The 14,140-nt window shown below is 70.4% G+C and carries 17 protein-coding genes; 15 read left to right on the top strand and 2 right to left on the bottom strand.

Annotated elements, in window-relative coordinates; translation table 11 throughout:
- Nucleotides 1-17 precede the first annotated feature (17 nt).
- On the top strand, nucleotides 18-1,568 hold the full coding sequence (locus ACLJQZ_RS08400; protein ID WP_410619472.1) for a glycosyltransferase family 87 protein: 1,551 nt from the start codon (nucleotides 18-20) through the stop codon (nucleotides 1,566-1,568).
- On the opposite strand, the gene ACLJQZ_RS08395 is transcribed toward ACLJQZ_RS08400, so the two are convergent.
- Complete coding sequence (locus tag ACLJQZ_RS08395) at nucleotides 1,565-2,338, bottom strand: deoxyribonuclease IV (RefSeq protein WP_410619471.1); 774 nt, start codon at nucleotides 2,336-2,338, stop codon at nucleotides 1,565-1,567. The genes ACLJQZ_RS08400 and ACLJQZ_RS08395 overlap by 4 nt on opposite strands.
- 114 nt (nucleotides 2,339-2,452) lie before the next feature.
- On the opposite strand from ACLJQZ_RS08395, the gene ACLJQZ_RS08390 reads away from it, so the two are divergent.
- The 12 genes from ACLJQZ_RS08390 (at nucleotide 2,453) to dnaB (ending at nucleotide 12,350) form a co-directional block, all read left to right on the top strand.
- Complete coding sequence (locus ACLJQZ_RS08390; protein WP_410619470.1) at nucleotides 2,453-3,271, top strand: hypothetical protein; 819 nt, start codon at nucleotides 2,453-2,455, stop codon at nucleotides 3,269-3,271.
- 123 nt (nucleotides 3,272-3,394) lie between these two features.
- The gene (locus tag ACLJQZ_RS08385) at nucleotides 3,395-4,300 is read left to right on the top strand and encodes a hypothetical protein (protein WP_410619469.1); all 906 of its coding nucleotides are present in this window, start codon (nucleotides 3,395-3,397) and stop codon (nucleotides 4,298-4,300) included.
- Between the two features lie 100 nt (nucleotides 4,301-4,400).
- A complete protein-coding gene (locus tag ACLJQZ_RS08380; protein WP_410619468.1) occupies nucleotides 4,401-5,321 on the top strand; it encodes a hypothetical protein in 921 nt (306 codons plus the stop codon).
- A gap of 113 nt (nucleotides 5,322-5,434) precedes the next feature.
- Entirely contained in the window at nucleotides 5,435-5,770 is a 336-nt protein-coding gene (rpsF, locus tag ACLJQZ_RS08375; protein ID WP_247059559.1) for a 30S ribosomal protein S6, read from the top strand.
- A 17-nt stretch (nucleotides 5,771-5,787) separates the two neighbouring features.
- Complete coding sequence (locus tag ACLJQZ_RS08370; protein WP_410619467.1) at nucleotides 5,788-6,312, top strand: single-stranded DNA-binding protein; 525 nt, start codon at nucleotides 5,788-5,790, stop codon at nucleotides 6,310-6,312.
- A 41-nt stretch (nucleotides 6,313-6,353) separates the two neighbouring features.
- Nucleotides 6,354-6,602, top strand: coding sequence for a 30S ribosomal protein S18 (gene rpsR / locus ACLJQZ_RS08365; RefSeq protein ID WP_003098744.1), 249 nt, complete (start codon nucleotides 6,354-6,356; stop codon nucleotides 6,600-6,602).
- Nucleotides 6,603-6,614: 12 nt separating this feature from the next.
- The gene (gene rplI, locus ACLJQZ_RS08360) at nucleotides 6,615-7,070 is read left to right on the top strand and encodes a 50S ribosomal protein L9 (RefSeq protein ID WP_247059561.1); all 456 of its coding nucleotides are present in this window, start codon (nucleotides 6,615-6,617) and stop codon (nucleotides 7,068-7,070) included.
- Between the two features lie 127 nt (nucleotides 7,071-7,197).
- Nucleotides 7,198-7,551 carry a hypothetical protein gene (locus tag ACLJQZ_RS08355; RefSeq protein ID WP_410619466.1) on the top strand — a complete coding sequence of 118 codons (354 nt, stop codon included), beginning with the start codon at nucleotides 7,198-7,200 and terminating at the stop codon, nucleotides 7,549-7,551.
- The gene (locus tag ACLJQZ_RS08350) at nucleotides 7,548-8,150 is read left to right on the top strand and encodes a DUF3558 domain-containing protein (RefSeq protein ID WP_410619465.1); all 603 of its coding nucleotides are present in this window, start codon (nucleotides 7,548-7,550) and stop codon (nucleotides 8,148-8,150) included. The genes ACLJQZ_RS08355 and ACLJQZ_RS08350 overlap by 4 nt, the downstream gene beginning before the upstream one ends.
- A gap of 1 nt (nucleotide 8,151) precedes the next feature.
- A complete protein-coding gene (locus ACLJQZ_RS08345; RefSeq protein WP_410619464.1) occupies nucleotides 8,152-9,561 on the top strand; it encodes a hypothetical protein in 1,410 nt (469 codons plus the stop codon).
- Nucleotides 9,562-9,649: 88 nt separating this feature from the next.
- On the top strand, nucleotides 9,650-10,435 hold the full coding sequence (locus ACLJQZ_RS08340) for an ESX secretion-associated protein EspG (protein ID WP_410619463.1): 786 nt from the start codon (nucleotides 9,650-9,652) through the stop codon (nucleotides 10,433-10,435).
- A 508-nt stretch (nucleotides 10,436-10,943) separates the two neighbouring features.
- A complete protein-coding gene (dnaB, locus tag ACLJQZ_RS08335) occupies nucleotides 10,944-12,350 on the top strand; it encodes a replicative DNA helicase (protein ID WP_328459140.1) in 1,407 nt (468 codons plus the stop codon).
- Nucleotides 12,351-12,353: 3 nt separating this feature from the next.
- On the opposite strand, the gene ACLJQZ_RS08330 is transcribed toward dnaB, so the two are convergent.
- Nucleotides 12,354-12,809, bottom strand: a complete 456-nt coding sequence (locus ACLJQZ_RS08330; protein ID WP_247059568.1) for a MarR family winged helix-turn-helix transcriptional regulator — start codon at nucleotides 12,807-12,809, stop codon at nucleotides 12,354-12,356.
- Nucleotides 12,810-12,874: 65 nt separating this feature from the next.
- On the opposite strand from ACLJQZ_RS08330, the gene ACLJQZ_RS08325 reads away from it, so the two are divergent.
- Nucleotides 12,875-13,255 (top strand): MarR family winged helix-turn-helix transcriptional regulator, encoded by a 381-nt coding sequence (locus tag ACLJQZ_RS08325; RefSeq protein ID WP_410619462.1) that lies wholly within the window; start codon nucleotides 12,875-12,877, stop codon nucleotides 13,253-13,255.
- Between the two features lie 67 nt (nucleotides 13,256-13,322).
- Nucleotides 13,323-14,087 (top strand): dioxygenase, encoded by a 765-nt coding sequence (locus ACLJQZ_RS08320; protein ID WP_410619461.1) that lies wholly within the window; start codon nucleotides 13,323-13,325, stop codon nucleotides 14,085-14,087.
- Nucleotides 14,088-14,140: the final 53 nt, after the last annotated feature.

The following is a 14,140-nucleotide window of genomic DNA, read 5'->3' as shown; positions in this document are numbered from 1 at the left end:
CCGATAACATCCCGGTCGTGCCAGAGGAGACCACGCGCGAGCCGGACCCCGGCCCCGTGACGCTGAGCAGGGCGGATCGGGTCGTCCCGAGCTGGAACGACCCACTCGCGGCGGCGGTCACCAGACCCGTCGGCGGGCCGCTGGGCGAGCACGCCGCGGTCGGCAGGCACTGGTTCTGGTCCCCGCAGCGCGTCGGCCTGCTGCTGGCGACGCTGGCCCTGATGCTCTGCTGGTTCGGCAAGGGATCCTGCATCCAGCAGTACCAGGACTCCAGCGGCGCCACCCAGCTCGACTGGCGCGCGGGCCGCCCGTTCGTCGCGATGTGTTACTCCGACATCGTGCCGCTCTACAGCTCCGAGCGGCTCGACCGGCCGAGCACCTTCCCGTACTACACGTCGTGGAAGGAGAGCTCGCAGACCGCGGAGAACGACACCCGGTACATGGAGTACCCGGTGTTCACCGGGCTCTTCCAGTGGGTGAACGCGAAGCTGGCGGCGGGCTGGCTCAACATCGCCGAGACCGGCTGGCTGCCCGGCGCGTTGCCCGTGGCGATCTACTTCAACATCTCCGCGTTCTTCCTGTCGATGGCCTGGCTGGTCACCGTGTGGGCGACCGGCCGGACGATGAAACGCCGGCCGTGGGACATGGTGCTGGTGGCGGCGTCACCGCTGGTCCTGGTGCACGCGTTCACCAACTTCGACGCGGTCGCGACCGCGTTCACGGCCACCGGCCTGCTCGCCTGGTCCCGGAAACGGCCGGTGCTCGCCGGGCTCCTGCTCGGCCTGGGCGCGACGGCGAAGCTCTACCCGCTGCTGCTGCTCGGCGTGCTGTTCGTGCTCTGCCTGCGCGCGGGGAAGCTGACGCCGTTCTGGCGCACCGCCGCGGCCGCCGTCGTGACGTGGGTGGCGGTGAACGCGCCGTTCATCCTCACCGCGACCCGCGGCTGGTGGGAGTTCTTCCGGCTGAACACCCTGCGGCCGATGGACCCGGACTCGCTCTACAACGTCTTCTCGTACACGACCGGCTGGGCCGGGTTCGACGGCGTGCTGCAGAAGAACCAGCCGCCGACCTACCTCAACTGGACGATCGCCGTGCTGTTCCTGGCCTGCTGCGCGGGCATCGCGTACGTGGCGCTGGCGGCGCCGCGACGGCCGCGGCTGGGGCAGCTGGCGTTCCTCGTCGTTGCCGCGTTCCTGCTGACCAACAAGGTGTGGAGCCCGCAGTACTCGCTGTGGCTGGTGCCGCTGGCCGTGCTGGCCATCCCACGCTGGCGGCTGCTGCTCGGCTGGATGCTGATCGACGCGCTGGTGTGGGTGCCGCGGATGTTCTACTACCTCGGCGTCGACCACAAGGGCCTGCCCGAAGGCTTCTTCCTGGGCGCGGTCGTGCTCCGCGACCTGGCCGTCGTCGGCCTGTGCGTGCTGGTGATCCGCGAGATCTACCGCCCGGCGACCGACCTGGTCCGGATCGCCGGCGACGACGACCCGGCCGGCGGCTTCCTCGACGGCGCCCGGGACGTGATCATCCCGAACGCCACCCGGCGCCGCCGGCGGGCCGTGGCCGTCTAGCCGAGCTGGTCTTTCAGGTACGCGATGTCGGCGGCCTGACCGTCGGCCGGGGTTTCGACGATCACCGGGGCACCGGCCTCGCGGGCGACCGCGACCAGGGCCTCGGGGTCGATCGTGCCCTCGCCCTCGACGACGTTCGCGTGCCGGTCCCGCGTCGAGCCGAACTCGTCGCGGGAGTTGTTGAGGTGCACCAGGTCGATCCGGCCGGTGATGGCCTTGACCTTCTCGACGGCGGTCGCGAGGTCCCAGCCGGCGGCGTAGGCGTGGCAGGTGTCCAGGCAGAACCCGGCGCCGAACTCGCCGACCTTGTCCCACAGCCGGGCGATGACGTCGAGGTCGCGGGTGATCGCGTTCTCGCCGCCGGCGGTGTTCTCGATCAGGATCGGGACCTTGAAGCCGCCCTTCTCCTGCTCGCGCTCGAAGAGCTTGCGCCAGTTGTCGAGCCCGGCCTCGACGTCGTCGTTGGCGCCGACGTGCCCGCCGTGCACGATCAGGCCCTTCGCGCCGACCGCGGCGGCCCCGTCCGCGTGCTGCGTGACGTTCTTGCGGGACGGGATCCGGATCTTGTTGTTCAGCGACGCCACGTTGATGAGGTAGGGCGAGTGGATGAACACCTCGACCGGGTCGGCCAGGATGGCCTCGCCGTGGGGGTGCGGCTTCGGGGCTTTCCAGCCCTGGGGGTCGGAGAGGAAGAACTGGACGACGTCGGCTTTGCGGTCGGCGACCGCGGTCAACGGGTCGTCGTCACGGACATGGGCGCCAATCAGCATGCCGAGCACGCTACTCCCGGATGAACTTCGGCCTGCGGACCCGGATGGTGACGCTCGTGGAGTACCGTGAGCGCGTTCCGTGATCCAGATTGGTCCGACTGCCGGAGGGCATCGATGGGGAAGCACGTCGCCCGGATCACCGCACTGGGGTTCACGCTCGCCGCTTCCGCCGCCTTCGCGGCACCGGGCGTGGCGAGCGCCGATCCCAGTCCGACCCTCGGCGGCGACTGCGCGGCCACCCTCCAGAACGGCCAGGCCCGCAGCGGGCCGAACGGCCTGCTGCTGGACGCGGGCGCCCCGCTCAACTCGCCGGACCGGCTGACCGTCGGCCTCGACTCGAGCGCGAAGAACACCAACAGCTCGGCGCCCCTGCTGACCCTCCCGCTCGGCGACACCGTGCGGGCGCTGGGCCTCGGTGACGTGCCGGTGGTCGGCGACGTCGCCGCGAAGGCCGTCTGCCCCGTCGCGCAGGGCACGGTCAACGCGGTCGGAAACACGACACAGAGCATCCTGCGAGACGCCGGCGCGCCGCAGCTGCCCGTGCCGCCCGGGACGCCGCCGCCCCCACCGCCCCAGCAGCCGGGCCCGCCGACGCCGCCGCCCGGGCAGACACCTCCCGGTCAGACCCTGCCCGGCGACAGCCTCGGCCCGGTGCTCACCGGTGCCGGTGGCGCGAGCCTGCCGGGTGACGCGATCTCGGGCGTCTTCACCAACGCCGCGCTATTGCCCGGCAGCCTGGTGCAGGTGCCGGTGATCGCCCAGATCATCCCGGGCGAGCAGGTCCCGACGGTCGACGAGCAGAAGTCCGGCTCCGCGGAGGCGCTGCCCGGTGTCACGCCGCCGGCGAAACTGCCGATGCTGCTCGCGGTGCTGGCCCTCGCGATCGTCGCGGCGGCCCTCGTCCGGGCCTGGATCCGCCGCCGCCCCGCGTGAGATTCACCCACCGTGACGCCCGCTTCCACTCGAATGCCGGACATTCCTGAGCGAGCGGGCGTTACTCGTCTGCCTTAACGTCGTTAGTCCTGGGCAGAGGGCACGAGGCAAGGGGCGGCGAGCATGGAGAACCGGGCACGCAGAGCAACGGCGGTCGGTGCGACGGCGTTCGTCCTCGCGGGTTCGGCTGTGCTGGGCGTGCCGGGCACCGCCTCGGCCGCGGAAACGAAGACCGTGCCCTGCGGCAGCACCGTGACCGCGAAACCCGGCGACAAGATCACCGGCACCCTGCTCGGCTTGGCGCCGATCGACCTGGGCATCGTCGGCCAGGCGACCACCGTGCTCACCGCCACCGTCGGCGGCCTGCTCAACACGCTCTGCAAGGTCACCGTCAACGTCGTGAACACCGTGGTGTCGCCGGTCCCGGTGGTCGGCGCGCCGCTGGCGAGCGCGGTCAACCAGGGCGCCAACGACCTCAACTCCGCCGCGACCGGCGGTCTCAACACGATCAACGGCGGCGGCGGCAAGCAGCAGTCCCCGGCGCCCGGCACCGGTGGCAACCCGCAGCAACCGCCCGCACAGGGTGGGACCGGGGGCGCGCCGCAGGGTGGGACCCCGCAGGGCACCACCCCGATCCCGGACGCCAACAGCCCGCTCCTGCCCGGCTTCGCGACGAGCCCGGTGTTCGGCGGCTTCCCGTTCTCCGTCGGCACCGGCTACGCGCCGATGCGCGACTACGGCGGCATCCCGTTCGCGACGGCCGGGTTGTTCACGCCGTCGCCGGCGATCCGGTACGGCAGCCAGATCCCGGGTTACGCCCCGCAGTACGGCCTCACCGGCCCGAACGACGCGGCCGCCGGCAACTCCGGAATCCAGACCGCGGGACGGGCCGAAGCGCTACCGTCCGCACAGGACGGCTTCACGAACGGGTCGAATTTGCCCCTGCTGATCGCCGTTCTGGCACTCTCCGGAGTCAGCGCGGGCCTGGTCCGCACCTGGGTGCTCCGCCGGATGGCCGCTGCTAATTGAGCCGACTGCCGAGTATCTTTCACGTACCCCCGTCGTTGATCCTGGTACACCTGGTGTTGCTGTTGCCCAGGACGACGCCCCGATAGACCTCCGGAGGTCAGTGCTCGTGCGGAAGATCCCCACCTGGCAGACGACCCGCCGCGCACTGACCGTCACCGCCATCGCCACCTTCGTCACCGGGGGTGCCTTCCTTTCCGCGGGCACCGCCTCGGCCGCGACGACGCTGGCCGGCACCTGCACGGGCTCGGTGAACGGCAGCATGGGCGACACGGTCGCCGTGCAGGGCACCTCCGTGAAGGAGATCGTCCGCAAGGGCGCGCAGGACTATGTGAACTCCCACCTCTGGACCGCCCTCTCGGTGTGGCCGAACACGATCGCCGACACCATCGCGGGCAAGGGCGCACTGGCCGTCGGCCAGGTGCCGAACGCCGCGGGCGGCACGATCGCGGGTTCCGCGGTCGGCAGCGCGGTCGCCACCGCGCTCAAGGGCTCCAACGGTCTCGGCGTGCTCGACGGCACCAAGAACGAGGTGCTCAGTGCGGTCTCGGCGAGCGTCGCCAAGAGCTGCGGCCTGACCACCATCGCCACCAACTACGTCGCCCCGGGCCAGCCCGGCGCCGGCGGGACCGGTGCGCAGCAGGGCGGCGGGACCGCGACCAACCCCGGCGGCTCGACCGGCAACCTCTCGAACCTGAACCCGGGCACCGCGGGCGGCAGTGGCGGCACCGCGCCGATGCGCGACTACAGCGGCCTCCCCACCGCGACCCCGGGCACCGCCGTCGCGCCGGGGGTGCGCTACCCGGCCAACGGCACGCTGCCCGGTGACGCCTCCGCGCCGCAGGTCGGCACCGGCGACCAGGCCGGCCAGGGCGCCGACGTCCGCGACGCCGGCAACGCGCAGTCGCTGTCCTCGCCCGTCGGCCCGGACGACGTCCAGCTGCCGATGCTGCTCGCGGTGATCGTGCTCGCCGGCGTCACCGCGGCGCTCGTGCGGACCTGGGTCCTGCGCCGGGCCGCCTGAGCCCCAGCCGACCCCGCCGTCCGGCCCGATCGGCACCCCCAGGTAGCCTTACCTGGACAAACCCTCCTGCTACGGACAGTCCGTGGCCGCGAGCCCATAGGAGGTGAGTGGTTGTGTCACGCCATTACGAGGTAATGGTCATCCTGGACCCCACGCTCGACGAGCGCACTGTCGCTCCGACGCTGGACACCTTTCTCAACGTGATCCGCACTTCGGGCGGAAGCGTCGAGAAGGTCGACGTCTGGGGCCGGCGCCGGCTTTCGTACGAGATCAAGAAGCACGCCGAGGGCATCTACGCCCTGCTGGACCTGAACTCGTCCTCGGACGCGGTGAAGGAGCTGGACCGCCAGCTGTCGCTTCAGGAGACCGTGCTCCGCACCAAGGTCATGCGTCGCGAGATCAAGCGCGCCGCCGCGGCCAAGCCGCCCGTCGTCGCCGCCAAGGCCTGAGCCGAAGGGTATTCCCGATGGCTGGAGACACCGTCATCACGGTGATCGGCAACCTGACGTCCGACCCGGAACTGCGTTTCACCCCGTCCGGTGCGGCGGTCGCGAACTTCACCGTCGCGTCCACGCCCCGCACGCTCGACAAGCAGTCGGGCGAGTGGAAGGACGGCGAGGCGCTGTTCCTGCGCTGCAACATCTGGCGGCAGGCGGCGGAGAACGTCGCCGAGTCGCTGACGCGCGGCGCTCGCGTCGTCGTCCAGGGCCGGCTCAAGCAGCGGTCGTTCGAGACGAAGGAAGGCGAGAAGCGCACCGTCGTCGAGCTCGAGGTCGACGAGATCGGCCCTTCGCTGAAGTACGCCACGGCCAAGGTCAACAAGGTCAGCCGCGGTGGCGGCGGCGGTGGTGACTTCGGCGGTGGCGGCGGCGGCGGAAACCGCGGTGGCGGCGGTGGCGGCGGAATGCCGGCCGACGACCCGTGGGGCTCCGCCCCGGCCGCGAGCAGCGGTGGCGGTGGCGGCGGCTTCTCCGACGAGCCTCCCTTCTGATCTCGTACACATCCACAAGAGTTGAATTCCAGGAGTAACCAGTGGCCAAGCCACCCATTCGCAAGCCCAAGAAGAAGGTCTGCGTGTTCTGCAAGGCCGAGAAAAAGGGCCGTCCGGAACTGATCGACTACAAGGACACCAACCTGCTGCGGAAGTACATCTCCGACCGCGGCAAGATCCGTGCCCGTCGCGTCACCGGCAACTGCAGCCAGCACCAGCGTGACATCGCCATCGCGGTCAAGAACTCCCGCGAAATGGCGCTGCTGCCCTACACCTCGACCGCGCGCTAAGGAGGCCCGGAGATGGCGAAGATCATCCTCACCACCGACGTGGCCAACCTCGGCGGCCCCGGCGACATCGTCGAGGTCAAGGACGGTTACGCGCGCAACTACCTGCTCCCGCGGGGTTACGCGATCGCGGCCACCAAGGGCGCGGAGAAGAACGTCCGCACGATCCAGCGCGCGCAGGAGAGCCGTCGCATCCGCGACCTCGACCACGCCAAGGAGATCAAGGCGACGCTGGAGGGCCTCGGCGCCATCCAGCTCACCGGCAAGTCGGCCGAGGGCTCGAAGAAGCTCTTCGGCTCGATCACCTCGGCCGAGATCGTGGACGCGATCAAGGCGGCCGGTGGCCCGCTGCTCGACAAGCGCGTCATCGAGCTGCGCGACCACATCAAGACGGTCGGCAAGCACTCGGTCGGCGCCCGGCTGCACCCCGACGTCAAGGTCGAGGTCCGGCTCGAGGTCAAGGCCAAGTAGCCCGTAGCACGTGCTGAAGGCGGGTCGCCCCTGGTGGGCGGCCCGCCTTCACGCGTTTCGGGGGAACCCCGGACACCACGGCCACGTCGTAGGAGAATGGGCGGGGACGCGAAGGGGATGGATCCGGATGGGTAACGAGGTCAACATGTCCGCGCCGGCCGGCGGCGGCGGGTTCACGTTCGACGCCGACAAGATCGACGGCGTCATCAAGCAGTGGCAGGACCTCCAGGCCGACCTGAAGCGCGACTACGACGACGCCAACCTGATGGCGAACGTCAAGGCGCCCGGCAAGGAGTTCGCCAGCGGCGACTGGGAGAAGCTCGCGAACCCGTCCGGCAAGGCGTTCCTCGAGCAGAACAAGAAGATGCAGGAATACGTCAAGAACTACATCGAGGCGCTGACCGCCGCGAAGCAGAAGATCACCACCAAGGAGTCGGACACGCAGGCCGACCTCTCGAAGACGGGGAACCAGGCCACGTGAACCGCCGACTGCTCGCCGTCCCGGCCCTGGCCTTCGCCGTGCTTGCGGTCGCCGGCTGCTCCAGCAAGACCGGGGGCACCGCCAACCCGGCGCCGACCGCCGAATCCGGCGGTAGCGAGACGTCGCGGTCCGCCGCCGACTCCGCGCCGCGGGTGCCGAGCCCGCTGAACACCGCGAACATCACGTCGGACGCCTGCGCGACGATCGACGCGACCGGCCGGGCCAAGCTCGCCCTCGGCGACGGCACCCCGCGGACCACGGCGAACGGCCCGAGCTGCACCTTCCAGGAGGCCGCCGATCCGGGCAACCAGATCGACGTGACCACGGTGACGGCGAACAAGAACGGCCTGCAGGACGTCTACGACACCAAGGCGAACGACGCCTACTTCGAAGAGACGCAGGCCTACGGGTACCCCGCCGTCTACGCCGCCGCGGTGGACGACCGCAAGGACGGCAAGTGCGGCGTCTTCATCGGGGTGACCGACGAGCTGGCGGTCAACATCCTGGTGCAGTACGACAACGGCGCCGGCGCGACGGACCCCTGCGCGGTGGTGCAGAAGTTCGGCGAGTCGATGATCCAGACCTTGATGGGGGGCTGAGATGCTCGAACTGGTCCTGCTCGGCGGGTTCGCCGCGTACAACATGGCGACCACGCACTCGGACGACCACAACTCGGTGCAGGGTGATCGCAAGATCGACTGCTACGACATCTGGAACCAGATCACCACCGGCCCCGGCACGGGCTCGATCTCGAACGGGCAGGCGGCGGCGAGCCGGCTGAAGGGCGCCTACCAGGACCGGCTCACCACGATCGACGGCCTGGCCAAGGACATGGACGCGGCCTGGACCGGCGGCGGTTCCGAGGCGGCGCAGAACGCGGGCGCGCACCCGCTGCGGACCTGGATGGAGGACTCGGGCACCAAGCTGACCGACTCCGACAAGTACCTCGGCGAGCAGAACAACGCCTTCACCACGGTGCACGCCCAGGTGCAGGAGGTCCCGAAGGACCCGCCGAAGAACAACCTGCTCAACGCGGTGACGCCGTGGACGACCGACACCGACCGGGCGATCCGCGACTACAACACCAAGGGCCAGGCCAACGTCGACGCTTTCAACACCTACTACAAGGTGAGCAACGACAACGGCCAGAAGATGCCGACGTACTCCGCGCTGCAGGGCCAGCAGGAGAACGTCGACGTCGACCAGGGCAAGAACGGCAAGAAGAAGGACGACAAGAACGGCAACGGCGACGGGACCGGACCCGGCGGCGGTCCGGGCGGCGGCCCCGGTGGGGGTCCCGGCGGCGGGCCTGGCGGAGGTCCCGGCGGCGTGACCATGCCGGGGGCGGGCAGCGTCCCGTCCTTCGGCAGCCCGAACGTCCCCGGCGGCAGCTTCGACCCGTCGAAGGTGCCGGGCGGGAGCTACGACCCGTCCAAGGTGCCGGGCTTCGACCCGTCACAGGTCCCCGGCGGGAACTACGACCCGTCCAAGATCCCGACGGGGAACTACACCCCGCCGAACTTCAACAGCGACGGCACGCACTCGTCGGGCTTCTCGCCTTCGGACGTCCCGGGAGTGCCGAGCTTCGGCCCGGGGAGCAGCCCGAGCTTCTCGGGCGGCGGCGGTGCCGGCGGTTTCGGGCCGGGCGGCTCCAGCGGGGTCGGTGGAGTTGGTGGGATCGGCGACCCGACGGCGGGCTTCGGGCCGGGTGGCAGCGGCGGCTTCGGGCCCGGAGGCTCGACCGGCGCGGCGATGCCGGGCGGTGCGGGCGCGTCCGGCGCCGGCCGCGGCGGCATGGGTGCCGGAGCCGGCGGCGCGATGGGCGCGGGCGGCGCGGCGGCCGGGCGCGGCGGCTCCACCGGGATGGGTGGCATGGGCGGCATGGGCCACGGCGCGAAGGGCCAGGGCGGCGGCGACGAGGAACGCACGTCGAAGTACCTGCTCGGCGACGACCCGAACGACATCTTCGGCACCGACGAACTGACCGCGCCGCCGGTCATCGGCGAGTAACGCACGCGGGGCCACCGGGCGCGTGCCAAGATGGGCGCGCCCGGCTTTCCGGGTTCATCAAAGCTGATCTTCACTAGGGGGAAGAGCGGTGCTGGACAGGCAGGTCACCCTTTCGACCGGCACCGTGATCAACCTGATCCGGCGCCGTGGCGGGGAGCCGCACACGGTGCTGGCCGAGACGCCGACCTGGTACAGCGACGAGGCCCAGCGCGCCGAAGACGAGCGCGTCAACGCCGAGCTCACCAAGGCGGGCCTGTTCGGCCCGCGCGGCATGCACCCGGGGTTCGTCGCGACGATCGAAGCCGTCGCGCGGCCGCAGCTGGAGTACTACGGCTGGGTGGACGGCGGTTTCCAGGGCAAGGCGGTCAGCTACCGGCTGCTGGCCGGGAGCGCCGGCGGCGAGGCGTTCGTGCTGGCCAAGCACGAGCAGCTGGACGTCGTCGTGCTGGAGTCGACCCGCCCCGGTGAGGTGCTGGACGACTTCCTCGGCCAGATCCCGAAGCTCGCGCCGGGCCGCGGCACGCCGATCGCGGTGCCGAAGAGCCAGCTCGAAGGCGGCCGCCGCGACGACGACGGCTTCGCGCTGATGCGCAACGACCGGCCGGCCGACGGCTCGCAGGAGGCCGAAGAGCTCCGGCGGATCCTCGCGCTACGCCGAATGGGCAGCGGCAGCCTGTACGTCGCGGCCCGCAGCCGTACCGGATCGTGGCACCGCGTCGAACGGCCGGTGAACTACATCGATACCTCGGAAGGCCGCTGGCTGACCGAGGAGATTCCGGGGCGTGGGGAGAGCCGGATCGCCTTCACCCCGGCCGACCAGCGCGTTCTCGCCGATCGGTTACGCAGCGCACAGGGCCGGCTCACCGCGGCGTGATGCGACGGCCGTTCAGCCCACCGGGTTACGCCTCTACCGTCCGTAGTTTTCATCCACAGGCTGTGGGGGTCAATGGGCCTGAGCTGGTCCACGACACGCCGAGCAACGGGTTTCACACGACACGCCGCACGAGTTTTGCGGAAGTTCTCCACACCTTACTCACAGGCCCTGACCTGGGGATTCGCGGATGCCGATCACCCTTGTCCCCAACTTGTCCACAGCTATCGCGGCACCTGTGACTGGTTGCCCCCATTCATCCACAGGTTGTCCACAGATGGGTCCCCACCCTGAATTGCTTTCGGCCTTCCGGGGGACATAGCGTCCCCGCCGAGCCGGTACTCACGGTGGTGTCCGGCGTGGCGGTCGGACACTCGTGACCCGTCTTCGCGATCATCGGGGGACACGGCGGAAGAGGACTGGTGGCGCGGCTCGCGCCACGTGCTTCGAGAGTGAAGTTCCGGCATAATCGAACGGGTGTTCGCATGATGACGAGGAGGTGTCCGGAGCGGTGGCGCTGACCGACGACCGCGGTCCGATGTATGCGGAGAACGACCCGGGTCCGAGCGACCCCGGCTCCGGTGGCGGGTTCGACCGCCAGCCGCCGCAGGACATCACGGCCGAGCAGTCCGTGCTCGGCGGCATGCTGCTGTCCAAGGACGCCGTCGCCGACGTCATCGAGGCCCTCGGCCCCGACGACTTCTACCGCCCGGCGCACCAGGCGATCTACGACTGCATCCTCGACCTCTACGGCCGCGGCGAGCCCGCCGACCCGATCACCATCTCCGCCGAGCTGGAGCGCCGGGGCGAGCTGGGCCGCATCGGCGGCGCGCCGTACCTGCACACCCTGATCGCGACGGTGCCGACGGCGGCGAACGCCGGCTTCTACGCGGAGATCGTCGCGGAGAAGGCGGTGCTGCGCCGGCTCGTCGAGGCGGGCACCCGGATCGTGCAGTACGGCTACGGCGCGGCGGCCGCGGACGGCGCGAACATCGACGAGGTCGTCGACCGCGCCCAGGCGGCGATCTACGACGTCACCGAGCGCCGGACCAGCGAGGACTACGTCGCGCTGGAAGAGCTGCTGCAGCCGACGATGGACGAGATCGACGCGATCGCGTCCCGCGGCGGGCAGTCCCGCGGCATCCCGACCGGCTTCACCGACTTCGACGAGCTGACGAACGGCCTGCACCCGGGCCAGATGATCATCGTCGCGGCCCGCCCCGGTGTCGGCAAGTCGACGCTGGGGCTGGACTTCGCGCGCTCGGCGTCCATCCGCCACGGCCTGACCAGCGTCATCTTCTCGCTGGAGATGAGCCGGACCGAGATCGTCATGCGCATGCTCTCGGCCGAAGCGAAGATCCGCCTCGCCGACATGCGCGGTGGCAAGATGTCCGACGACGACTGGACGCGCCTGGCCCGCCGGATGAGTGAGGTCTCCGAAGCACCGCTGTTCGTCGACGACTCGCCGAACATGACGATGATGGAGATCCGCGCGAAGGCGCGCCGGCTGAAGCAGCGGCACGACCTCAAGCTCGTGGTCCTCGACTACCTGCAGCTGATGACGTCCGGCAAGCGCGTCGAGTCGCGGCAGCAGGAAGTCTCGGAGTTCTCGCGGCAGATGAAGCTGCTGGCGAAGGAGATCGAGGTCCCGGTGATCGCGATCAGCCAGCTGAACCGTGGTCCCGAGCAGCGGACCGACAAGCGCCCGATGCTGTCCGACCTGCGTGAGTCCGGCTCACTGGAGCAGGACGCCGACCTCGTCATCCTGGTCAACCGGCCGGACGCCTGGGAGCGGGACGACCCGCGCGCCGGCGAAGCCGACCTGATCATCGCGAAGCACCGTGCCGGCCCGACCGCGACGATCGTCGTCGCGCACCAGCTGCACTACAGCCGCTTCGTCGACCTGTCCCACGACTAGCGGCTAGCGGCCGAGTTCGCCGTACCCGCGGACGAACGCCGTCAGCAGCCGGCCGAAGTTCTCGCGGTCGTCGGCCGGCCAGCCGGCCATGACCTCGGCGAACACCGCGCGGCGGAAGGTGTGCAGCTCGTCGAGGTGGGCCTGACCGGCCTCCGTCGGCACGAGCACCGCACGCCGTCCGTCGTGCTGATCGGCTTCGCGCCGGAGAAGTCCCTGCTCGACCGCGCGCGCGACCAGCCGGCTCGCGCGCGGCTGGTCGACGCCCATCGCCGTGCTCAGCGCCGTCACCGTGCCGGCTTCGCCGCGTTCGGCGAGCTCCTCGACGACGTCGAGCAGCTCGTGCACCGGGTCGTGCCCGCCGCGGCCGCGCTCCTTGGCGATCCGGCTCAACGCCCGCCGCTGCTGGCTGCGGCGGATCGCGATCATCGCGCGCTCGACCTCGGCCACCGCGTCCGTCATGGTTGCTCCACTCCCGAACTGCATGTACTTTTACATGTAGTTGTCCGACAACATTCGGAGTATCCATGAAACCCCTCGGCTGGTGGCTTCGCCACGTCCACGAGCTCCTCGAAACTTCCATGGCCCAGGCCCTCGACGCGGAGTCGCTGACCCGCCGGCAGTGGCAGGTGCTCAACACGATCGCCCTCGGCGCCCGCACGCAGGCGGAGATCGACGTCGTGATGGCACCGTTCGGCTCGACGTCCGCGCAGGTCGCCGACCTGCGCGAGCGCGGCTGGGTCGCCGAAACCGGCGAGCTCACCGGCGAAGGCCGCGAAGTGCACGCCCGCGTCGAAGCGCGCGTCAAAGCGTTCCGCACGGCGGTGACCGACGGCGTCAGCGACGACGACTACCGCACGACGATCCGCACCCTCGAGCGCTGCGCGGCGAACCTCGAAGCCGGCTGAGGAATAACCGGGACCGCGACGGCGTCAGGTACTCTAGTAGTTGAACTTTCAAGCACTGGAGCCGTCGATGACCCGCAGCCCGGTCCTCTACCTCAGCCACGGTGCGCCGCCGCTCGCCGACGACGCCACGTGGACCCGTCAGCTCGCCGGCTGGTCCGCCGGCCTGCCGAAACCCACCGCGATCCTGGTCGTCTCGGCGCACTGGGAAGAAGCGCCGCTGACCCTCTCGGCCACGACGACCGTGCCGCTGGTCTACGACTTCTGGGGCTTCCCGGACCGCTACTACCAGGTGAAGTACGCGTCGCCCGGCGCGCCGGAGCTCGCGGCGAAGGTGAAGAAGCTGCTTCGCGCGACCGAGACGCCGGTCCACGACGCGCCCGACCGCGGCCTCGACCACGGCGCCTACGTACCGCTCGTCGAGATGTACCCGGACGCCGACATCCCGGTGCTGCAGGTCTCGATGCCCTCGCTCGACCCGCAGGAGCTCTACGACCTCGGCCGCAAGCTGACGCCGTTGCGCGACGAGGGCGTGCTGATCATCGGCAGCGGCTTCTTCACGCACAACCTGAGCGGCATGTCCCGCTCGACCGACGGGACGCCACCGGCGTGGTCGGCCGAGTTCGATCACTGGGGTGACGAGGTGCTGCGCAGCGGCGACGTCGACACGCTGCTCGACTTCCGGCACAAGGCGCCCGCGGCGGCTCTCGCGCACCCGCGGATCGAGCACTTCGCGCCGCTGTTCGTCTCGCTCGGCGCCAGTTCGGCCGAAGGGCGCACGGTGATCGACGGGTTCTGGCACGGCCTGGCGAAGCGGTCTCTCCAGTTCTCCTGACCCGGGACGCGAACGAGCCCCAGGAGCCGGCGCTGGCTCCTGGGGCTCGTCGT

It is taken from the genome of Amycolatopsis sp. cmx-8-4 (genome assembly GCF_046548675.1).
In the GTDB taxonomy this organism is placed as follows: Bacteria; Actinomycetota; Actinomycetes; order Mycobacteriales; family Pseudonocardiaceae; genus Amycolatopsis.
Note: the sequence above shows the minus strand (reverse complement) of the source record. Positions and strands in the feature narration are given on the sequence as shown.